Origin of the sequence: Larkinella rosea (genome assembly GCF_003858635.1) — a bacterium.
Lineage (GTDB): Bacteria > Bacteroidota > Bacteroidia > Cytophagales > Spirosomataceae > Larkinella > Larkinella rosea.
In genome coordinates this window covers 498,989-519,091 of the sequence record NZ_RQJO01000007.1, presented here as the reverse complement: position 1 = coordinate 519,091, position 20,103 = coordinate 498,989, and the positions used below count along the sequence as shown (strand labels likewise).

The following is a 20,103-nucleotide window of genomic DNA, read 5'->3' as shown; positions in this document are numbered from 1 at the left end:
AATCCATACCCATATTGTAAAGCATTTGACACAAACCGGCTATTCTATCTTCTTCAGTTCTTCCTGCCGGTCTTTATCCAGACCAACTTTGTCGAAATCAGCGTGGGTATTTAGCTCAACGGTGTAGCCCTGAATTTTATCGATCTCCACCGTGAGTTCAGCTGCCGTAAAATCGAAGATATGTCCACCGGATTTGTGGTCGTTCGCCAGGTAGTGAAAGTGAAAACCGGGTACATTAACCTTGGCGATATAACCTGGCAACAAAAAACCGGCGACCACCCCATCCGTATTGCTCAGGTTGAACAGATATTGCTGCTTGGCCAGGTGATCTTTCAGGCTCGGATACGGTTTTCGGGCAGGGCCGGGTGCGCGGGACGTCAGCTTTTCAAAATGGCCTTTCATCCGAATGGCGTACATTTCGTTGGCGGGCAAAACCGCCAGCAGTTGCTTTTCCAGTTGGTCGAGCGTGGTGCCTTTGACGGTAAAAGTGGTGTCGGCTTTGAAAAATTTCACAAACGCAATCGACGTGCTGTCCGTGTCCGGCACCTCCCGGATGCTGCCGTCGTAGCTGATTTTATAGACTTTGCCCTGATCGACAATCAGTTCGCCATCGACCCGGTTGAACGTTCCGATTCCAAAATCACCTTTGGTCTTCAACGCCCCAAGCGTCAGGTTTCCATCGAAAACGCCCCCCAACAAGGCATCAATGATCGAATATTGATACATAAAATCCGAAACCGGTGGTTTATCGGTTTCGGCAGGTTGTTTGGGGGAGCAGCTCTGGAGAACGATCGCCAAAGAAATAGAGAGTGGTTTCAACGCTTTTGATACGAATTGAATTTTCATAGTTATATGCAGGTTTAGGAAGGATACACCCCGTCAGCGCCGGGCCGTCGTTACGGTCGAAGCCCCTGACGGGGTTTTACCGCTTCGGTCCGACCGAATCATACACAATCACCTTCTCCCACAAGGCCGAATATTCTTCAATGAATTTCAGGTGGATCGGGTGCGTCTGGTAAATCTCCTCTTCGATCAGGTTATTGAAAAAACACAGCCAGGAAAACGAGTACGATCGCTCGATGACGGAGCGGTTGGTGGGCGCGGGAGTTCCAATGTGTACGAGCTTGATTGTCGGCACTTTCGCCAGCTTGTTCAGCCCTTCCAGCAGTTTCGCGTGATCGGCCATGCTGTCCGGATTTTTTAGGTAGAAATAAACGTGGTGGACAAATAGTTCTTTCGGAGCGTTGACCGATAAACCGAGTCCTATTCCGACACCAACACCCTTTTTTACAAATTCCCGACGTGATTGTTCTTTCATAGACTAGTGCTCCGGTCTGGCGGTTTTTGAGGTGAGTTCGTGTAGTAAAAGACAAAAATGGACAAGAATACCCGAATTAAAACCGGGTAGTTCTCTTTTCGGTAAAATACTTTTCCCAGCCAAAACACGCACGAATGCAATGGTTCCCCGGGAAGTACTGATGTGGCCGGTAATTTACGTTACTTTTGCGGGATGGAAATCAATCAAGACCTTTCGCCGATTCTGGCAAACCTGGGAATTTCGGCTTTTAATCCGATGCAAAACGAAGCGCGGGAAGCTATTTTACGCGAAAAAGCCGTTCTGCTGCTCGCTCCTACCGGTTCCGGGAAAACAATCGGTTTTTTGTTACCAATCCTGCAATTGCTGAAACCGGAACAAAAATCAGTCCAGTGTCTCATTCTGGCGCCCTCGCGCGAACTGGCGTTGCAGATTGAGCAGGTCTGGAAAAAAATGGGGACGGGTTTCAAAGTCAACGTTTGCTACGGCGGCCATTTGATGGCAACTGAAATTCAGAATCTGAGCAATCCTCCGGCGGTTTTGATTGGTACACCGGGGCGCATCGCCGACCACCTCGATCGCAACACCTTTGACCCATCGGGCATTCACACGCTGGTGCTCGACGAATTCGATAAATCCCTGGAACTGGGTTTTCAGGAGCAGATGGCGTTTATCATCGGCGATTTGCGGAACCTGAACAAACGGGTGCTGGTTTCGGCCACTTCCGGTATTTCCATTCCGGATTTTACGGGCGTTCGTTCCCCCACGAAACTGGACTTTATACCGGACGACGACCGGAATACCCAACTCACCACCCAAGTGGTCATGTCGGAGGAAAAGGACAAAGTCGATACCTTATTCCGTTTGATCTGTGCGCTGGATTCCGAGGCTGCTTTGATCTTCTGTAACCACCGAGATGCCGCCGAACGAACCAGTGCCATTCTGAATGAAATGGGCATTTATTCGGCGTTTTACCACGGGGGCATGGAGCAGGACGACCGCGAACGCGCCCTGATTCAGTTTCGGAACGGCAGCGTCAGTTACCTGATTACGACGGATTTAGCCGCCCGCGGTTTGGATATTCCCGAAATGAAGTACGTCATTCATTACCACCTGCCACTCCACGAACACGAATTCCTGCACCGCAACGGCCGGACAGCCCGGATGCACGCTTCCGGAACCGCATTCATCCTGCTGCATCGCAACGAAGAACGCCCCCGGTATTTGCCCGAATCACTCGTCGAATTTAAGATTCCCGCCAACAAACCACTCCCCAATCCGCCCCAATTTCAGACGATTTACGTCAGTGGTGGCAAGAAAAACAAACTTAACAAAATCGACATCGTCGGTTTTTTCTCCCAGAAAGGCGGTCTCGAAAAAGGCGATCTAGGCCTGATCGAAGTCAAGGATTTCCTCTCCTTCGCAGCCGTCCGAAAGTCGAAAGTCTCCGGCCTGCTGGCAAAAATCAAAGACGAAAAAATGAAAGGCAAAAAGTATAAGGTTGAAGTGGCGAGGGGGTAGAACGACGATTGACGGCTGACGATTGACCATCGTCGGTCGTCTATTGACCATCGTCAATGGTCAATCGTCACTTTTTCACAAATTCCAGATCGTGGAAATCGTAGCTGAAGTCGGTCAGGGGCGAAATGGCTTTCATTTTCATCGAAACCGGTTTTCCTTCGTAATCCAGCCCGAACATCACAAAGGCGTCGGCTTCCAGGCTGCGGTCGTTCCATTTCACGACAAACGTGTTGCCTTTGTAGAAAAACAATTCACCCGTCAAACGCGGAGAACGTTTGGCCACAAACTGGAGTCGGTCGTTTTTGACGGCAATGGAAACATCGCCCAGCCAGTTGTCGTGATAGGTTCCAGCGTAAAAATTGAGATCCGGTTTGGCTACACCCTTTTGGGCTTCAACCACTTTCCAGACCTCATCGGTTGCCTTGTCGGCATTGGCCGTATTTTCGCGCAATCGTTCGCTATATTCTTTCACCCGATCGGTGCCGGTAATCCCAAAATAACTGTCCTTGATCTGGTTGGTGATGGACGTAAAAGCCGCCCCGGTTTGCTGGTTGGTCAGCACGATAATGCCCAGTTTCAATTCCGGTAACAGCGTCACCTGTGTCACCATACCGGGCAATCCGCCGGTGTGGGTAATTTGCTTGTACCCTTTCACATCGCTCAGTCCCCAACCCAAACCGTATGAACTGAAGTGCGTGTTGTACGGGCCGGGATTTCGAACGGGAATAATGGTCTGGGGTGTCCACATTTCATCCTGCACTTTCGAACTGAACAGCGTTTTCGATAAACCGTCGCCGTATTTGCCGCCGTTGAGTTGCATCGTCACCCATTTACTGAGGTCGTTGATGCTGCTGTTGATGCCCCCGGCCGAATTGCCAACGTCCAGTCGGCCCCGCCGAACGGTTCGCAATTTGCCCTCAATTACTGCGTGGGCGTCGATCACATTCGATTTATCTTTCAGCCGCGAAAAAGACGCGGCACTGTGGTCCATCTGGAGCGGTTTCATGATTCGGGATTCGACAAACTCCTCCCAGCTCAGGCCTGAAGCCCGTTTCACCACTTCGCCAGCCACCATATACAGCAGATTGTCGTAATCGTATTTGGTTCGAAAACCGGACACCTGTTTCAGATACCGCAGGTTGTGAATCACATCCTTCAACGTAAAATCGCTCGAATCCGGAAAGAACATCAGGTCACCCGCGCCAAGTCCCAAACCGCTGCGGTGGGTCAGCAAATCGCGGATGGTAAAATCTTCCGTCACGTAGGAATGATACAGCCGGAATTCCGGTATATAATCGATGACTTTATCGTCCCAGTTCAGTTTGCCGTCGTCAATCAGAATGCCGAGCGTGGCGGTCGTAAACGCCTTGCTGTTGGAGGCAATGCCAAACAGCGTATTGGCGTCAACCTTTTGCGTTGAGTTGATCGAGCGTACCCCGTAACCTTTGGAATGAATCACTTTTCCGTCTTTCACGACAGCCACCGCAATGCCCGGCACCTCGAAAGTTTTTAAGGTCCGTTCGACCAGCTGATCGATTTGGGCCGAGGTAATGACCTGCGCCAAAACCGGTTTATTATGCAGGAAACAAAACAGGAGAAAAATAGAGACGTATATCCGTGATTTCATAGCGGGAAGGTTGATGACTTCTAAATATATCAATTCAGTGGCTTTTTTACTTCGTCATGTAAAGAAACCGTTCATAAATCTGCACAACCGCCGAAGTACTATGCATAGCAAGGTAGCTCGTTTCGCTATTCCTTTGAACCATCAATCAGCCACAAAACGCTGAAAACACAACGCTAAAAACAACAAATACCATGAAATCACTATTCACATCCGCTTTAATTGCTTTAACATTAACTGCAACTTCCGCCAGTTTTGCCAACGAAAATTCGAAATCTGGCGAAAAAGCATCCACGTTTAAATCCGTTGTTTACCCGGTTATCAACAGTTCAAAAATCCGGGTGAACGTGAATAAGGAAAAAGGTGCCCGCATCCTGGTCACCCTGAAGAACGAAGCCGGTGAAACGCTGGCAACGGAGCACCTGAGAAAAGCCGACGAATCGTCCGCCATCCGTTTCGACCTCGGTCAACTGGAAGACGGTAACTACCAGGTGGAAGTTTCCGATGGTTGGAACAAGCAGGTGAAAGAGGTCAAGCTGCACACCACGGCCCCAACCGTCGCTACGGAACGTCACATTGCCATGAAATAACCCCACCTTGGGAGGATATACAAAAGAAGCCGGTTTTGAATCGGCTTCTTTTTTTATGCCAGAACTGCCAATTCGACAATGTCTTTATTTGCCACCCGGTCGCGATGGCCGCACTTCAATCTTGCTCGGCAGCGTCCGCGCGGGCATGTGAATCAGGTCAACCACGATCTGCCCGATGTCTTCGGGCTGGATTTTCCAGGCGTCTTTTTCGCTCGGTTCGTGGTTGTTGAAATACGACGCGACGGAACCGGGCATGATCGTCGTCACCTTGATGCCTTCGCTGCGCAAATCGAGCATCAGCGCCTGAGAAAAACCGACCAGTCCGAATTTGCTGGCGTTATAGGCCGTCCCGTTTTCGAAAAAGTTCGTACCGGCTAAGCTCGAAATCGTAATGAAATAACCGGCGGTTTCTTTCAGGGCGGTTAAGCTTGCCTTGATGGAGTTGAAAACGCCGGTCAAATTGATGTCGATGGTTTCCTGCCACTGCTCAGGCGTCAACGTCTGTATGGGCGCAAAATGGCCGACTCCGGCATTGGCAATCACGTAATCCAACCGCCCCCACTCCTGCAAAACCGCATCGACGGCTTGTTGCTGTGAAGCCAGATCGCGCACGTCGGCGGCAAAGCCGAGCGCAAAACCGGCCTTGATTTGATTGAGCGAAGCCGCAGCTTCGTCGGCCCCTTCCTGCGAGCGGCTGGTGATGGCCACCCGAATGCCGTCGTTGATCAATACTTCGGCAATGCCGTAGCCAATGCCTTTCGATCCGCCGGTGATGAGGGCGGTTTTGATAATTTCTGCCATATTTCTGAAAATAAAATGGATACGTATCTGCTTCAATAAGCTGGTTTCATAACCCGGAGATTTCGGGGAAAGTTTACAATTGGGCTGGATTATCTATTCGCAACCGGAGAGAACAAAATTGTACATAGCTACGTTTAGGAAGTATCGGTTTGAGATTTCTCATCGGAGAAAATATGAACAGACGGGTTGTCATATGGGTGTGGTTGCTCTTGGTTGGTGCTGGATCTCTGATTCAGGCGAAACCGGCGATTCCCGGTGGCATTTCCCACCATCAAACGGCTTCCAAATTTAAACCGTCGCATTTCACGATTGCGCAACCCGCCGATCATTTTTCATTTTCGGAATGGGTATTGCCAAACGATGATAATTCGTCCGGAAACGACCAGCCCGCTGCCTGCGGTTTTTCCAACGAACCGTCTTTTAATCGAAGACAGTGGTTATTTCAATCAGAGACGACCGGTTTCCTTTCTGATTCGTTTGATAAAACTTGTCGGTTAACTCCACTCTTTGTTCTCTTTCACGCCTGGAAGATTTTACCCGGGCAATGATTCCGACTTTTGCCTTTGGTTGAATCGGTAACTTCCTTAATTTCATCGCCTTACCTATTTAGTTTCATTTCATCCATCGAATAGTCATGAAAACGCTTTTTCATGCCATTGGGATTGCTCCCCGGAAAACCCCGACCTACGGTTTCCGCAGCAACGCCTTGACAACCTTATTCATCCTGCTGAGTCTATCTGTTTTTGGCCAGTCGAGTCGCCTGGAAACCCGGCAGGGCCTACTCAATTCCATCGCAACGTATGATGCAGACATCCGGCAATCGATTCTCATGGCGGCTCAATATCCGCAGGTGCTGACCCAACTGCAGGAGGTTCGTGAAGACACGCGCTCCTCGTTCGAGAATCTGATCAGCGGTTTTGATCGTAAAAAACAGGGCTGGTTCTACGAACTGACCCGGTATCCGGATTTGCTGCGGAAGCTGGCGCAATCGCCGGCCAACCTGAACCGCGACGCGATCGACCGGATGGTGCCGAATTCGGACGAAAACCTGCACGATGCCGCCTGGCATCTGTACCGGAATCACAACAGCGATCTGGTCAAGGCCGATAACCTGAATCAACAGGCGGACCAATCGTTCGATCGGCTGATCGAGCCTTTTGATGGAGCGACACGGGCCTCTTTTCGCCAATTGCTGAATTTCCCCGACGCGTTGGTAACCCTGACAAATAACATTGATCTGACTGCGCAGCTGGGCGAACAATATGCCGCCAACCCGAGTGATCTGAATCAGCAACTGGCCTCGCTGCACGACGACCTCGCTGTTCAGCACGATCGCGAAGTGGCTGACTACAAACGGAAAATCGACGCCGATCCGCAGGCAGGTCGGGAACTGAATCAGGCAGCCCAGGCATTCGCACAAACCAATGGCTACATTCTGCCACCGGCAGGCTATGGCGCCAATATGATGTACGCCAACCCTTACTCCTACTGGTTTGGTTATCCCTACTGGTACGGATCTCCGCTTTGGTATCCCGGCGCTTACTGGGGCGGCTTTGGTCTTTCCTATGGCCTCGGCGGGTTTGGCTTGTACGGTTTTCCGGCAATTGGTTTCAATGCCTGGTTCATTAACCGCGGTTATTATTCGTATCCGTACTTATACAATCGGTACGGCGGTTATTACCGGGGCATGCGGTTCAGCAATCGGTTTGTGCCCAGCTATCGCGGCTACGCGGGCTCGGCCCGACCTTACTTCCGGGGCGGCATGATGAGCCGGGGCGGTTTTAACGGCGGCCGCGTTGGCGCCGGTGTCAATCGTTCCTACAGCCCGGGCGGCCGGGTTGGAGCCTATGGAGGTAATTGGGGAGGTCGGACGTACAGCGGTGGTGGTAGTTTCCGCGGTGGTGGAGGCAGTTTCCACGGCGGGGGAGGTAGTTTTCACGGCGGGGGCGGTTTTCACGGTGGCGGTGGTGGCCATCGTCGGTAAGTTTTGTCAGCCAAAACCAAAGCAGGAGCCCGCAAAGCTCCTGCTCTGGTTTTGGGCTTGTCGGAAAAGTTTGCTTTCATTTTTGTATATTCACGTTAAATTTAAAGACGATGGCAACTTTAGAAAAACCGCTAAAAGGGATTGAAGTGGTTCGCAAGCTTGTGGAAGTAAAAGAACAGGAGCAAAAAGCTTTCGAGGAAGCCTACCGATCTGATCCGAACGTACAAGCTATTTTTGAGGAGTTGAAAAGAAGAAACGCCCACCGCCGTGCCACAAAATAGTTATGAGTTTTTACCGGCTGGAAACGATCACAATTCTTATTTCTTCGTAACTAACCACGACATCGCTTATCAGGTTAAATTTGTTCCGTCAGATTACCTATTTGTTTCGCATGCGGAACTTCCTATTCAAGCGTTTGAAATGAGTATTTCAGTGGCTGAAAACGGCATCGGAGGTCGACTTCCAGCAGATCCACTTATTTCATCAACTATCGCTACAATCTTCTTCGACTTTTTTCGTACTCGCGAACAAGTGGTGGTTTATGTGTGCGATACATCTGATAAAAGGCAATCGGCACGTGCACGAAAATTTGACTCCTGGTTTTATGCCTATAGTCGCCCAAATCTTGCTAAGCTGAACAAAATAATACCTGATGGTGACAAATTTACGTTCATTTCCATGATTTTTCATGATCAACATCCTCATCGGAATCAGGTTGCAGAAGCTTTTTTTGAATTGGGTGAAGAAAATAAATAGTCCGGCCGTATTGATATTGTTCAGCATTCATAAGAGTAATTAACAGAGGAAAGCTGCTTTGAATGCAGGAAACTGAGCCTTTTTTTGATGAAATTCGTACTCCTATTTTGCGCAATTCTTCTATTTTCCAAAACCGCCTTCGCCCAAACCATTCCTTCCAAAGTCTATTCCTGGGAAAAGGCGCCGGTCGAGAAAAAGGGCGGTTTTGAAGATCGGACGATTGTGGAAGGTACCACGCGGGATTTCAACAATTTCAGTGTTCACGGCATCACGATCCCACCGAATCAGCCTTCGCAACCAGTTGCAATACTGGAAGATGAAGCCGTGATTATCATCAAAACCGGTGAGCTAACGGTCTCACTCGGCAGTCGGATCAAAACCCTGGGGCCGGGGAGCGTCGTGCTGATCGTACCCGGCGACGCGCATCGGCTCGAAAACAAAAGTTCGGCACCGGTGACGTACCACGTCATGCGGTATACCTCCAAAGAAGTGCCGGATCTGGACCTGACCAGCATGGAAGGCGGTTCGTTCTGGGTCGACTGGAAAGATGTCGTTTATAAACCCAATACCAATGGCGGCCGTCGCAACATTTTCGACCGGGCTACGGTCATGTGCAAACGCTTCGAAATGCACGTCACGACGCTCAACGAAGGCTTGTGGAGTCACCCGCCCCACACCCACCGGGCCGCCGAAATCCTGATGCTGATCGAAAATACCGCCCAGGAAAGCATCGACGGCAAGATGCAATCGGCGCAGGTGGGCGACATTATTTTCCTGGAATCCAACGTGCCACATGGTATTCTCAACACCGCCAAAGGCTCGTGTACCTATTTCGCCTTTCAATTCGAGTAGCGGTTTTCAATCAGCCACGGGTTAATTTTCGCAGAATCGACACGCTTTGCTCCAATTCCGTTTCGGAGCTGGACGCAAAACCTAATCGCGTGCTGTTCAGGAATTTATGGGGTGGATTGTGGGCGATTCCGTCAGCGATCAACAGCCCCTCGGTTTTGGCTTTTTTAGCCAATTGTGCCAGATCAATTTGCGAATCAAACGTTGCCCAAACGGCCAAACCTCCATCCGGCTGATTAAACTGTACTACATCAGCAAGTTCGCTTTTTACCAGCGAACAAAAGTGGTCACACCGATTGGCATAGGTCTGATGAGCTTTTTTTAAATGCCGTCGCATATCGCCATTTCGGAACAATTGTCCAACGGCAAATTCCAGCATCGAATCGCCCTGCCGGTCGATGATGCGTCGCACGCGGGCCATTTCGTCGATGACGGTTTCCGAAGCCACCACATACCCAATCCGAAAAGCGGGAGCCACCGACTTCGATAAGGAACCAATGTAAATCACCATGCCGTGCGGATCGGCGCTGGCCAGCGGCAAAACCGGTCGCCGGAGGTAATGAAACTCGTAATCATAATCGTCTTCCAGAATCACAAAACCGTATTGCCGACTCAGTTGCAACAGGCGCAGCCGACGATCGGGGGGCAAGGTAACCGTTGTCGGATAATGATGGTGGGGCGTTACGTACACCAGCCGAACCGGTCGATGTTCACAAAGAGTCGCCAGTGCGTCCACGTTGATGCCGTGCTGATCGACCGGAACCGTCAGCACCTCCGCCCCGGCCTGCTGAAAATTCATGTTAGCACCCGACCAGTTGGTTTCCCCCACCACCGCTGTCTGGCCCGGTTCCAGTACCGTCGTGCTGGCCAGATGAATCCCCATCATACTCCCGCGCGAAATGAGAATGTTGTCCGCAGTGGTCCGCAGCGCCCGGGTTTCGTTCAGAAAAATCGACAATTCTTCCCGCAAAAACCGGTTTCCTTTGGGATCGCCGTAGCCGAAATGTTGCTGCGGATTTCCCCAGCGAAAATAACTGCGGTAGGCTCGGGCCAGTTCGTCCATCGGAGCCAGCCGTATATCCGGAAAACCGTCATCCAGCCGCAACCCGTCCGACATCAGCAGCAACGGTCGGATCAGGTGCGGTTTGGGGGTAAATGAAAAACCGGGTTTGCCCTCAATCACAAGCGTATCCATCCCGTTGCCAATGGCTTGTGGTCGAACGACGGGTAACTGCGTCGCTACATAGGTTCCGCTCCCGGCCCGGGTTTCGAGCCAGCCTTCTGCCAGCAACTCGTCACATGCGGCAATGATCGTTTTTCGATGTAACTGAAGTAGCCTGGCGAGTTGGCGGGTTCCGGGTAGTTTCTGGCCCACTGTCAAAACCCCGTCATTAATCAGCCGCCGGAGTTGGTCGGCCAGTTGCAGAAAAACCGCCAGGCTGGAGGTTTTGTCGATCTCGATTAACGTTTTGAATGGGATCATACCGGACTACCTATTTAATCAAAACTGGATGATTTACCTAGTCCGGCAAAGTTGCAAATTTGAAGCGCAAATAAAAAGTTATATCGGTTTACGGTATGCGGTTTTCAGTTTACGGTGCGGTTCCCCGCCAGGACTGACGCATTCTTTATACTGTGTCGAGCCAACGCGCGTCAGCCCACCGAATACCGTAAACTGAAAACCGTAAACTACCTGATCATGCAAACCGCACGTACCACACCGAGTCGTTCCGCCAAACGCGCGCATTACGATAGCGAAAGCATTTATTCCATCCTGGATGAAGCGCTTTTTTGTACCATCAGCTACGCCATCGACGGGCAACCCTGGTCGATCCCGACGGCTTTTGCGCGGGAGGGCGACCGGATTCTGATTCACGGATCGGTCGGCAGCCATTTTATCCGGGAAATTGAAAAAGGCATTCCGGTTTGCATTTCTGTGACCTTACTCGATGGATTGGTGCTGGCCAAATCTGGTTTTAGCCATTCGGTCAATTATCGCTCAGTAATCGTTTTTGGCAAGGCCCAAAAGGTGGAAGAGTATGACGAAAAAGTAAACGCCTTTGTCCTGATTACCAATAAATTGATCCCGAACCGATGGGATGATTTGCGGAAGGAAACCGCCAGCGAAGTTCGCAAGACGACCGTTTTATCGTTTTCGCTCGAAGAGGCTTCCGCCAAAATCCGGACGGGCGGCCCCAAAGACGAACCGGAGGATCAGGAATTACCGATCTGGTCGGGCGTTATTCCGCTCGAAACCGTTCGACGACCGGCCATTCCCGATGAGTCAAGCGTTTCGCTTCCCCTGCCCGACTATCTCCACTGAGAACCGGTTAAACAACAATACCATTGAACTTCCATTTGTAGAGTAGGAATATGAAATTCTGACGTATAAAAGAAGTCCGGCGGTTTTCCATCCGGGCTTCTTTTGTAAGAATTCCAGTGACCACGCTTCAACCGGGAACGAAGCCTTTCCCATCCGAAACCGACGAGATTTCCTGAATCAGGTTCCTGCACTGGCCAGCATCCTGATGAGTTTCATGGCGTTAGCGGGCAAAAAGGTGGTCAATCAACGGCAAAAAGAAACGATGGGGGTTTTGAAAAAAAGCCTTGCAGCCTAGGCGGTTTTCAACGAATCATTCGGGCTTTCCAGCTCCGACAAGTTTGAGTAAATCCTGGTAAATGAGGTTGTTTTGCCAATACAATTGCGCCACCATACCGACGTGTTTCCTGCCTTGAAGAACTTTGAATTCGTGTTTCACACCAAGCGCCAGCAGGCGTTCGTGAAATTTCTGCGTGCTTCTCAAAATGCCCGGATACGTGCGACTTCCATTATAGAGCAGGATGGGTGGACTATCGGCGGTGACCTGATACAGCGCAGACATAGCCCGCCAGACCGCCGAATCATGGCTGTACGGAATCAGGTATTGCTCATCACCGGGAAACTCCATTTTCTGCAAATAATCGTACATATCCAAACCGGCCGCGTCGTCGAGAATCGCGCCTTTGATAACCTGTTCGGGCAATTGCCATTTCGCAGCCAATTGATGGTCAGTAGCGACCAGAGCCGCCAGACCACCTCCGGCGGAATGTCCCATGACAAAAATCCGGTTGGGATCGCCACCGAATTCGCCAATGTGTTGCGTCGTCCACAAAACCGCCCGGGCGCAATCGTCGGCCATGGCGGGCACCCGAACCGCCGGAGAAAGCCGGTAATTGATCAGGACGGCCACCACGCCCTGTTTCGCCAGCCGCCGACCGATAAATGAATAGAGGTTTTTACTGCCGCTGTCCCAATTGCCGCCATGAATAAAAACCACGACCGGAAATGGTTGAGCGGTTTTCAGTTTGGGAGCATACACATCGAGCAAATGCCGCTCGACATCAAAATCCGGTGATTGAGCATTTACGTACGGAATATCTTTGATCCGTTCACTGGGTCGGGCAATCGCGTATTCATTGATCAGAGAAATCAGCATCGCCAGCACGAGCAGCGCGGCAGGAATTTGCCAGAGTAACCGGAGAAACGACATTAGGCCAGAAGTTTTGAGGGAGCCATTCCGTATGTTTTTTTAAAGGCAAACGAAAAATGCGACAGATCCTCGAACCCCAGCTCCAGGTACACATCTGACGGCGCCCGCCCCTTTTCCTTGATCAGGAAATACGCTTCCTGCAACCGGCGGTGCTGCAACCAGCGGCTGGGCGAGGAGTGAAATATTTTTTCAAAGTCGCGCTTAAAAGTAGCCAAACTCCGACCGGTTAAATACGCAAATCGTTTCAATTCGACATTAAAATGAAAATTTTTGTTCATAAACCGTTCCAGATCAATTTTGCCAGGTTCCGCGAAATCGAATAAGACATTCTTTAATTCCGGATTAGCCTGCAATAGAATCAGGATTGCTTCTTTTAATTTCAATGCTTGCAGACTTGTCGGTATGTTTTCACTCTCCTGCAAATACGGCATCAGTGAATTCATATAGCTTTGGTAAAGCGGATTATAATTAAGGGTTAAAACCGCATCACCGTTTTTGTTTTCTTCCGGTTTAATGCCGTATTCCAAACTAAAATCGCGCAAGGTCTCCTGATCCAGATACAGCGAAAGTGATTTAAATTCGCCATCAGCCGGTGGCGTTTTAATGAATTTAACGAGGTGATTCCGTTTACAAAACCGGATATCGCCCTCCTTAAAAAAATATTCTTTGTTACCGTCATTCATAACGAGTGTGCCGGCCAATTGGTAACTTAAAATATGTTCGGGAATAAATTGCTCCCCTTCCCGACTTCGCGTATAATAGCAATTATAGACAATCTGCGGACTTTTAACCGCTTCCCGGTTTTCCATAAATCAATCGGTAGAAATAGAATCAGGAATGTTCTACCTGCCCGTACAACACCCCTGCTCCAAAATTCAATCAATTTGCTGGCAAAAATTTAGCGTAACCCGAACGGATGAAGTCGATATACTCCTGATCAGGTAGTGTAGCCCTGGCCGCGAGTCTCTTTTTAAAATCTTCATTACCAACTACATAACGTAAAGTGGTCGAATCATCCGTTGCTGCGGCATAAATTACATCCGCCACCTCGCCGGCCGACACCAACCGATGGGCAATCAGTTCTGTAAATAGCTGTCCCGAAGCTTCGATGAAATCATTGTAATCAGTCAATGCCGGGTCATGGGCAAATTGCTCACGGGTTACGTTACTAAAATTCGTTTCCGTACCGCCCGGTTCAATGATTTTTACCCTAATATTCAAAGGTGCCAATTCAAACGACAGCGATTCCGAAAAACCTTCCAGCGCAAATTTAGAAGCTGAATATAAAGAAATCAGCGGCAATGTAAACCGCCCGGCACCCGAGCTGATGTTCAGAATCAAACCGGATTTCTGCCGACGAAAATGCGGAAGCAACGCTCGAATCACGTTCATTACGCCAAACACATTGACATCAAACTGTTGGTAAATTTGCTCCGGCTTCGTGGCTTCGAAGATTCCATTTTGTCCGTAACCTGCATTATTAATAACCGCATCTATTTTCCCGAAACGATCCATTCCTGCCTGAATAGCCGACTCAATCGTATCTGGTTTTTGCACGTCCAGTTCAGTAATCAATGCATTTTTTAAAGTGGCTAATCCCTCCACTTTTTCCGGATTCCGCATCGTTGCGATGACGTTCCAGCCCTCAGCCGCAAACTTCAGCGCAGCCGCTTTTCCAATACCGGAAGATGCCCCGGTAATCAGGATGGTTTTATTCAAGATCGACATGTTAATTCTGGTTGGTGTGATTTTACTTTTCGTTTAAAATGGTTTGTCCCAGGGAAGTAGCAAAGAAATTCTCCGATTGGTCGTGATCGGTTGACAGGCTGACCGGAATCCATTTTTCGAACTCTGCCTGCCGTTCGGCATCAGCGTGTTTGAGAATACCGACGGCTTCGCTGCCCAACACCAAATGCACCGGCGGTTCGGGATGTTCCACCAGCTCGACCATCACTTGAGCCGCTTTTTCGGGATCGCCGACCGGCACAAAATGGCCGCCCTGAATGTAATCGACCCGTTGATCGACGGTCGTTTCGTAGCCTTCGACGTGTAAGGCATACGTCATGGAATCGCCCGCCCAATCGGTCCGAAAACCGCCGGGTTCGACACTTGTAACGTGAATGCCGAGGGGAGCAACTTCTTTGGCAAGAGCCTCACTAAAACCGCCCAGACCAAATTTAGCGGCCTGATACATCGTCAATCCCGAATTTCCAACGCGCCCACCAATGGAGCTAATCTGCAAGATCCGACCCGAACGCTGCTTGCGCATCTGGGGCAAAACCGCCCGGGTGATTTCAATTGGTGCGTACAAATTTGTTTCCAACTGGCTCCGCACCTGCTCCGCCGTAAAGGCTTCGGCAGCGCCGATAATGCCAAAACCGGCATTGTTCACCAAGACATCTATCCGTCCAAAATGCGCAACAGCGTCTCCAATGGCCTGATGAACCTGCTCATACTGAGTCACATCCAATTTGATGGGATAAATCTGATCGGGGTATTTTGCAACCAGATCGTCGAGTGTTTGGGGCTTGCGGGCCGTGGCCGCCACCCGATCGCCTTTTGCTAAAACCGCTTCCGTCAAACGGCGTCCCAATCCGCGGGAGCTTCCGGTAATAAACCAAACTTTTGTCATTGCCTTTGTTTTTAGTTGCGACAAAGGTCGGCACAAAAGACGCGGTCAACTTTGTTGAAACGCTCAAAGTTGGTTTGTTGAAAAGCTCAGAAATAAATTTAAGGTTGAATGGCTAAATGGTTAAAAATGGTTGGCTGACGCACGCTTGTGAACGCGTCAGCCAACCATTTTTAACCTTTTTAAGCATTTAAAACCATTCAAATTTGCGATGCGGCCGGTTTGTCCAAAAACCAGTGCACATCGCCTTCGGCGGCCCGGATGAGTTGGGCGGGGTGGTTTTCGATTTCTTCGGCACCGTTCAAGACGGATGCAACGGCTTCGGCTTTGCCTTTTCCGTAAACCAGAAACGCCAGATGGTGCGCCAGATTGATGAGCGGGGCCGTCATCGAAATGCGGTAAACGTTCTGATCCGACAGAAAAACCGCCTTGACAGAAACGGAGGTGTCGTGAAGAATGGGTGTGTGCGGAAACAGCGAAGCCGTGTGCGAATTGTCGCCCAAACCCAGCAAAACCAGATCGAAACGAACCTGCTCGGCCTGGTACCGTTTTCGAATCGCTTCGGTATATTTTCCGGCGGCTTCATCGGGCGATAGGCGCGTATCCACGGTAAAAATGTTCGATTCCGGAATCCGAAGCGGATCGAATAAGGCTTTTTTCACCATCAGCGCGTTGCTGTCCGGGTCGTCAGCGGGAACGTAGCGTTCATCGCCAAAGAAAAAATCGACCTTTTCCCAATTCACCTGCGTGCTGTATTCGGGTGTAGCAAGCAATTCATACAGTTTTTTGGGCGAACTGCCACCCGAAAGGGCGACGGAAAACCGCCCGGTTTCGGCAATCGATTCCCTGGCGGTTCGGACAAAAAAGTCGGCCAACGCCATCACCGTGGCGTCGGCCGTTTCAAAAATATGCAGACTGGGCTGACTCATCCGTGTTTTCCGTTAAGCGGCAGTGTAAACCAGTGAAAACCGTCCTGCGCAATGAGTGCTTCGGCGTTCTCCGGGCCCCAGGAGCCGGCGGGGTAATTCGGAAAACTCAGGCTTTTTTTGCTTTCCCAGGCGTGCAGAATCGGCATGATCAAATCCCAGGCGGCTTCCACCTGATCGCTCCGCATGAACAGCGTCTGGTCGCCCAGCATCGTGTCGAGCAGCAGCGTTTCGTACGCTTCGGGCGGTTTTCCGTGGTAAGTTCCGCTGTAATCGAACACCAGATCCACCGGATTCAGCGTCATGTCCAGGCCGGGCCGCTTGGCCTGCATCTGCATTCGAATGCTCATTTCGGGCTGAATACTGAAAACCAGGCGGTTTTGCTGCCAGTTTTCGGCAGCTTCGGGCGGAAAAATCGAGTGCGGAATGTTCTTGAACTGAATCGAAATCACCGAGGCCGATTGACTCAGGTGCTTGCCGGTCCGGAGGTAAAACGGAACATCCTGCCAGCGCCAGTTATCGACAAAAAACTTGACGGCGGCAAAGGTTTCGGTGTTGGATTCGGGATTCACTTCGGGCTCATCGCGGTAGCCAGGAACTTCCTTGCCCTCGATCCAGCCGTGGCCGTATTGCCCGCGAACGGCCGAAAACCGGATCGCATCGGCGTCGAACCGGCGCATCGATTTGAGCACATCGACCCGGCGATTCCGGATTTCGTCGGCGTCCAGATTGATCGGTGGTTCCATCGCAATCAGACACAGCAACTGCAAAATGTGGTTCTGCACCATGTCGCGCATCGCCCCGGCTCCATCGTAGTAACCACCCCGGTCTTCCACGCCCAGTTGTTCGGTGACCGAAATCTGGACGTGATCGATGTAGTTGCGGTTCCAGATCGGCTCGAGCAGGGCGTTGGCAAACCGGAACGCCATGATGTTCTGTACGGTTTCCTTGCCCAGATAATGGTCGATCCGATAGATTTGTTTTTCGTCAAAAATACCCTGCAACTGTTTATTCAAGGCTTTGGCCGATTCCAGATCGTGTCCGAACGGTTTTTCAATCACGATGCGGGTACGATCCAAACCGGCTTCCGGGCATTTTTTGGCGATATTATCCGCAATGATCGGGAAGAAATTCGGCGAAACCGCGAGGTAATAGATCAGGTCGGCTTTCTCGTTCCAGGCGGTTTCGTACGATTCAATCCGGGAGCCTAATTCCTGGTACGTTTTGCTATCGTTCAGATCCGAAACCTGGTAATAAATGTTTTTGCTGAACGTTTCCCACTGCTCTTTTTTGGCTTTTCCGCTCCGCGAAAACAGGTTGATTCCTTCCAGCAATTTTTCCCGAAACTCCTCATCGCTGAGTTTCGTGCGACCGGTTCCGATGATCGAAAAATGGTCGGGCATCCAGCCGTCTAAATATAAATTATACAAGGCCGGAGCCAGCTTGCGCCAGGCCAGATCGCCGGTTCCACCAAAAATAATAAATACGGTAGGCTGAGGTTGACTGGTTGATTTCATGGTTTACCGGGTAGTGGCGTCCAGTGGGTGTGGAAAACGCCGTCTTTACCAATTAGTTCGTATGTATGTGCTCCAAAATAATCACGTTGGGCCTGAATGAGATTGGAAGGCATATTTTCGCTGCGGAACGCATCAAAATACGTCAGTGTGGAAGCAAAAGCCGGAAGGGCGATCCCCGCCGAAACCGCCTGAGAAACGACCGACCGCATGCCCGCAACACTTCCATTGACCAAATCAGCAACCGACTCATCGAGCAGCAAATGCTCCAGACTCGGCGCTTTTTCGTAGGCATTAAAAATATCATTTAAAAAAGTGGCCCGGATGATGCATCCGCCCCGCCAGATCTTCGAGATTTCGGCCAGATTGAGCTGATAACCGTAGGCAATCGAAGACCGATAGAGCAGGTCCAGCCCTTGTGCGTACGTCAGAATGGTGCTGAAATAAAGCGCCTGCTCGACGGTTTTCAGGAATTCTGCCTTGTCGACATTCAACACGGCAATCGGTTCGTCGTATACTTTGGCAGCTTTGGTTCGCAGCACTTTGTATTTGGAAAGATCGCGCATGGCCACCGCCGTATCGATGGTTGGAATGGGCACTTCCAAATCCATCGCCACCTGCGACGTCCATTTGCCGGTTCCCTTCGATTTCGCCTGATCTTTAATGCGATCGAGCAGGTATTGATCGGAGCCCGGTTCTTTAAAACCAAAAATATCGCGCGTTACCTCAATCAGAAACGACTGCAACCGGCCTTCGTTCCACTCGGCAAAAAGCGCGTGCAGTTCGCCCGTGTTGAGTTGAAGGCCTTTGCGCAGCACTTCGTAGGTTTCGGCAATGAGTTGCATCAAGCCGTATTCGATGCCGTTGTGCACCATTTTCACGAAGTGTCCCGCTGCGCCCGGCCCAATGTAGGTCACACAGGGTACGCCGTCGACTTTGGCGGCAATGGCGTCGAAAATCGGTTTCAGGGTCAAATAAGCCGCCTTATCGCCCCCCGGCATCATGCTCGGCCCCTTGCGGGCGCCTTCTTCGCCACCGGAAATCCCCATGCCGAAAAAATGAAACCCTTTGGAATCCAGAAACTTATCCCGAATAACCGTATCGGTAAAGTGGGAATTTCCGCCGTCGATGATGATGTCGCCGGGTTCGAGCAATGGCAGCAAATTATCGATCACGCTATCGACCGGTTTTCCGGCCGGAACGAGCATCATGATGGCCCGCGGTTTGGTCAGGCTCTGCGTCATGGCTTTTAGATCGGTAAACCCTTTGACCGGTTTTCCTTCGCCTTCCTTTTCAAAACCGGCGACCTGATCGGGATTGATGTCGTAACCGGCGACCGGAAAACCGTGGTCGGCCATGTTCAGCAGCAGGTTGCGGCCCATCGTACCGAGGCCGATCATTCCAAAATTATACGTAGCTTCTGTCATTGAACTCGTGCAAGTTTATCGGTTGGTTTTTAAGCTTTTCCAGAACGGCTTTGGTCGATTCAAACCCCTGATGCTGAATGGCATTGATGCCCAGTTTGCGGGCGGCTTCGACCAGCATGACCCGATCGTCGAAATACACACATTGTTCCGGACGCGCCTGCGCAACGCCCATCGCCAGCCGGAAAATACCGGGGTCCGGTTTGCGCATGCCCACTTCGCAGGACGAAATGAAGGCGTCGAAACAGCGGTGAAGCTTGTATTTTTTGATGCGGTATTCGTTCAGTTCCCGTCCTTCGTTGTTGATGGAAATGATCCGAATATTCCGGTTTTCATTTTTCCACGCGATCAGCCATTGCAGCATTTCGGGCAGTTCCAGCGATTGGGCGAACATAAACGCCTTGAAATCTTCCCGCGTAAAATCGCGCGGTTGATTGAAGACCACCGTGTCCAGGTATTCATCGAGCGTAATCCGGCCAATCTCGTAGGTGTTGAACATAAAATCGTGCAACACATCCATTTCCAGGTAATCGAAGCCAAATTCTTCGGCCGCTTTTTGCCGGGATTCGTGCCCCCAACCGTTGGTCAGGAGCACCCCACCGACATCCAGAAAAAGTATTTTGAGCGGAGCCAAATCCAT

Annotated in this window: 20 protein-coding genes; 7 read left to right on the top strand and 13 right to left on the bottom strand. The window is 50.6% G+C overall.

From position 1 onward, the window contains the following. Positions 1–39: 39 nt before the first annotated feature. Together budA and EHT25_RS02435 are read right to left on the bottom strand one after the other, a co-directional pair. A complete protein-coding gene (gene budA, locus EHT25_RS02440) occupies positions 40–846 on the bottom strand; it encodes an acetolactate decarboxylase (protein ID WP_124870108.1) in 807 nt (268 codons plus the stop codon). A 76-nt stretch (positions 847–922) separates the two neighbouring features. Further along, the gene (locus EHT25_RS02435) at positions 923–1,318 is read right to left on the bottom strand and encodes a Dabb family protein (RefSeq protein ID WP_124870105.1); all 396 of its coding nucleotides are present in this window, start codon (positions 1,316–1,318) and stop codon (positions 923–925) included. 192 nt (positions 1,319–1,510) lie between these two features. On the opposite strand from EHT25_RS02435, the gene EHT25_RS02430 reads away from it, so the two are divergent. Beyond that, the gene (locus EHT25_RS02430; RefSeq protein WP_124870102.1) at positions 1,511–2,836 is read left to right on the top strand and encodes a DEAD/DEAH box helicase; all 1,326 of its coding nucleotides are present in this window, start codon (positions 1,511–1,513) and stop codon (positions 2,834–2,836) included. Positions 2,837–2,903: 67 nt separating this feature from the next. Here the strand turns inward: EHT25_RS02430 and EHT25_RS02425 are convergent, their stop codons facing one another. After that, positions 2,904–4,463 (bottom strand): serine hydrolase, encoded by a 1,560-nt coding sequence (locus EHT25_RS02425; RefSeq protein WP_124870099.1) that lies wholly within the window; start codon positions 4,461–4,463, stop codon positions 2,904–2,906. 191 nt (positions 4,464–4,654) lie between these two features. Between EHT25_RS02425 and EHT25_RS02420 the strand changes: the two genes are divergently transcribed. Continuing rightward, the gene (locus EHT25_RS02420; protein ID WP_124870096.1) at positions 4,655–5,050 is read left to right on the top strand and encodes a hypothetical protein; all 396 of its coding nucleotides are present in this window, start codon (positions 4,655–4,657) and stop codon (positions 5,048–5,050) included. Positions 5,051–5,134: 84 nt separating this feature from the next. Here the strand turns inward: EHT25_RS02420 and EHT25_RS02415 are convergent, their stop codons facing one another. Further along, a complete protein-coding gene (locus EHT25_RS02415; RefSeq protein ID WP_124870093.1) occupies positions 5,135–5,851 on the bottom strand; it encodes an SDR family oxidoreductase in 717 nt (238 codons plus the stop codon). 634 nt (positions 5,852–6,485) lie between these two features. On the opposite strand from EHT25_RS02415, the gene EHT25_RS02410 reads away from it, so the two are divergent. The 4 genes from EHT25_RS02410 to EHT25_RS02400 all read left to right on the top strand — a co-directional run bounded on the left by EHT25_RS02410 (position 6,486) and on the right by EHT25_RS02400 (position 9,443). Beyond that, positions 6,486–7,835 (top strand): hypothetical protein, encoded by a 1,350-nt coding sequence (locus EHT25_RS02410; RefSeq protein ID WP_124870090.1) that lies wholly within the window; start codon positions 6,486–6,488, stop codon positions 7,833–7,835. Between the two features lie 110 nt (positions 7,836–7,945). Continuing rightward, entirely contained in the window at positions 7,946–8,116 is a 171-nt protein-coding gene (locus EHT25_RS32560; RefSeq protein ID WP_185731259.1) for a hypothetical protein, read from the top strand. Beyond that, positions 8,103–8,591, top strand: coding sequence for a DUF6169 family protein (locus EHT25_RS02405; RefSeq protein ID WP_124870086.1), 489 nt, complete (start codon positions 8,103–8,105; stop codon positions 8,589–8,591). The genes EHT25_RS32560 and EHT25_RS02405 overlap by 14 nt, the downstream gene beginning before the upstream one ends. A gap of 87 nt (positions 8,592–8,678) precedes the next feature. Next, positions 8,679–9,443 (top strand): cupin domain-containing protein, encoded by a 765-nt coding sequence (locus EHT25_RS02400; protein ID WP_124870082.1) that lies wholly within the window; start codon positions 8,679–8,681, stop codon positions 9,441–9,443. A 10-nt stretch (positions 9,444–9,453) separates the two neighbouring features. On the opposite strand, the gene EHT25_RS02395 is transcribed toward EHT25_RS02400, so the two are convergent. Beyond that, entirely contained in the window at positions 9,454–10,923 is a 1,470-nt protein-coding gene (locus tag EHT25_RS02395; protein ID WP_124870079.1) for an aminotransferase-like domain-containing protein, read from the bottom strand. 216 nt (positions 10,924–11,139) lie between these two features. On the opposite strand from EHT25_RS02395, the gene EHT25_RS02390 reads away from it, so the two are divergent. Next, positions 11,140–11,763, top strand: coding sequence for a pyridoxamine 5'-phosphate oxidase family protein (locus EHT25_RS02390; protein WP_124870076.1), 624 nt, complete (start codon positions 11,140–11,142; stop codon positions 11,761–11,763). Positions 11,764–12,073: 310 nt separating this feature from the next. Here EHT25_RS02390 and EHT25_RS02385 read toward each other — a convergent pair whose 3' ends face one another. The 8 genes from EHT25_RS02385 to EHT25_RS02350 all read right to left on the bottom strand — a co-directional run bounded on the left by EHT25_RS02385 (position 12,074) and on the right by EHT25_RS02350 (position 20,103). Further along, complete coding sequence (locus tag EHT25_RS02385) at positions 12,074–12,970, bottom strand: alpha/beta hydrolase (protein ID WP_124870073.1); 897 nt, start codon at positions 12,968–12,970, stop codon at positions 12,074–12,076. Continuing rightward, the gene (locus EHT25_RS02380) at positions 12,970–13,779 is read right to left on the bottom strand and encodes a helix-turn-helix domain-containing protein (protein WP_124870071.1); all 810 of its coding nucleotides are present in this window, start codon (positions 13,777–13,779) and stop codon (positions 12,970–12,972) included. Before EHT25_RS02380 ends, EHT25_RS02385 begins: the two co-directional genes overlap by 1 nt. 70 nt (positions 13,780–13,849) lie before the next feature. Beyond that, a complete protein-coding gene (locus EHT25_RS02375; protein WP_229311409.1) occupies positions 13,850–14,698 on the bottom strand; it encodes an SDR family oxidoreductase in 849 nt (282 codons plus the stop codon). Between the two features lie 22 nt (positions 14,699–14,720). Next, complete coding sequence (locus EHT25_RS02370) at positions 14,721–15,602, bottom strand: oxidoreductase (protein WP_124870068.1); 882 nt, start codon at positions 15,600–15,602, stop codon at positions 14,721–14,723. Between the two features lie 197 nt (positions 15,603–15,799). Continuing rightward, positions 15,800–16,528: a 6-phosphogluconolactonase gene (gene pgl / locus EHT25_RS02365; protein WP_124870065.1), complete on the bottom strand. Its 729-nt coding sequence runs from the start codon at positions 16,526–16,528 to the stop codon at positions 15,800–15,802. After that, entirely contained in the window at positions 16,525–18,042 is a 1,518-nt protein-coding gene (gene zwf / locus EHT25_RS02360) for a glucose-6-phosphate dehydrogenase (protein ID WP_124870062.1), read from the bottom strand. Before zwf ends, pgl begins: the two co-directional genes overlap by 4 nt. After that, positions 18,039–19,466: an NADP-dependent phosphogluconate dehydrogenase gene (gene gnd / locus EHT25_RS02355; protein WP_124870059.1), complete on the bottom strand. Its 1,428-nt coding sequence runs from the start codon at positions 19,464–19,466 to the stop codon at positions 18,039–18,041. The genes zwf and gnd overlap by 4 nt, the downstream gene beginning before the upstream one ends. Continuing rightward, entirely contained in the window at positions 19,447–20,103 is a 657-nt protein-coding gene (locus tag EHT25_RS02350) for an HAD family hydrolase (protein ID WP_124870056.1), read from the bottom strand. Before EHT25_RS02350 ends, gnd begins: the two co-directional genes overlap by 20 nt.

Bases quoted from the DNA above. Each gene is read 5' to 3' on its own strand.
- EHT25_RS02370 (WP_124870068.1), bottom strand. From the start codon at position 15,602: ATGACAAAAGTTTGGTTTATTACCGGAAGCTCCCGCGGATTGGGACGC.
- gnd (WP_124870059.1), bottom strand. From the start codon at position 19,466: ATGACAGAAGCTACGTATAATTTTGGAATGATCGGCCTCGGTACGATG.
- EHT25_RS02415 (WP_124870093.1), bottom strand. From the start codon at position 5,851: ATGGCAGAAATTATCAAAACCGCCCTCATCACCGGCGGATCGAAAGGC.
- EHT25_RS02420 (WP_124870096.1), top strand. From the start codon at position 4,655: ATGAAATCACTATTCACATCCGCTTTAATTGCTTTAACATTAACTGCA.
- zwf (WP_124870062.1), bottom strand. From the start codon at position 18,042: ATGAAATCAACCAGTCAACCTCAGCCTACCGTATTTATTATTTTTGGT.
- EHT25_RS02435 (WP_124870105.1), bottom strand. From the start codon at position 1,318: ATGAAAGAACAATCACGTCGGGAATTTGTAAAAAAGGGTGTTGGTGTC.
- EHT25_RS02400 (WP_124870082.1), top strand. From the start codon at position 8,679: ATGAAATTCGTACTCCTATTTTGCGCAATTCTTCTATTTTCCAAAACC.
- EHT25_RS02425 (WP_124870099.1), bottom strand. From the start codon at position 4,463: ATGAAATCACGGATATACGTCTCTATTTTTCTCCTGTTTTGTTTCCTG.
- EHT25_RS02410 (WP_124870090.1), top strand. From the start codon at position 6,486: ATGAAAACGCTTTTTCATGCCATTGGGATTGCTCCCCGGAAAACCCCG.
- EHT25_RS02350 (WP_124870056.1), bottom strand. From the start codon at position 20,103: ATGGATTTGGCTCCGCTCAAAATACTTTTTCTGGATGTCGGTGGGGTG.
- EHT25_RS02390 (WP_124870076.1), top strand. From the start codon at position 11,140: ATGCAAACCGCACGTACCACACCGAGTCGTTCCGCCAAACGCGCGCAT.
- EHT25_RS02380 (WP_124870071.1), bottom strand. From the start codon at position 13,779: ATGGAAAACCGGGAAGCGGTTAAAAGTCCGCAGATTGTCTATAATTGC.
- EHT25_RS02385 (WP_124870073.1), bottom strand. From the start codon at position 12,970: ATGTCGTTTCTCCGGTTACTCTGGCAAATTCCTGCCGCGCTGCTCGTG.
- EHT25_RS02375 (WP_229311409.1), bottom strand. From the start codon at position 14,698: ATGTCGATCTTGAATAAAACCATCCTGATTACCGGGGCATCTTCCGGT.
- EHT25_RS32560 (WP_185731259.1), top strand. From the start codon at position 7,946: ATGGCAACTTTAGAAAAACCGCTAAAAGGGATTGAAGTGGTTCGCAAG.
- EHT25_RS02430 (WP_124870102.1), top strand. From the start codon at position 1,511: ATGGAAATCAATCAAGACCTTTCGCCGATTCTGGCAAACCTGGGAATT.
- budA (WP_124870108.1), bottom strand. From the start codon at position 846: ATGAAAATTCAATTCGTATCAAAAGCGTTGAAACCACTCTCTATTTCT.
- EHT25_RS02395 (WP_124870079.1), bottom strand. From the start codon at position 10,923: ATGATCCCATTCAAAACGTTAATCGAGATCGACAAAACCTCCAGCCTG.
- pgl (WP_124870065.1), bottom strand. From the start codon at position 16,528: ATGAGTCAGCCCAGTCTGCATATTTTTGAAACGGCCGACGCCACGGTG.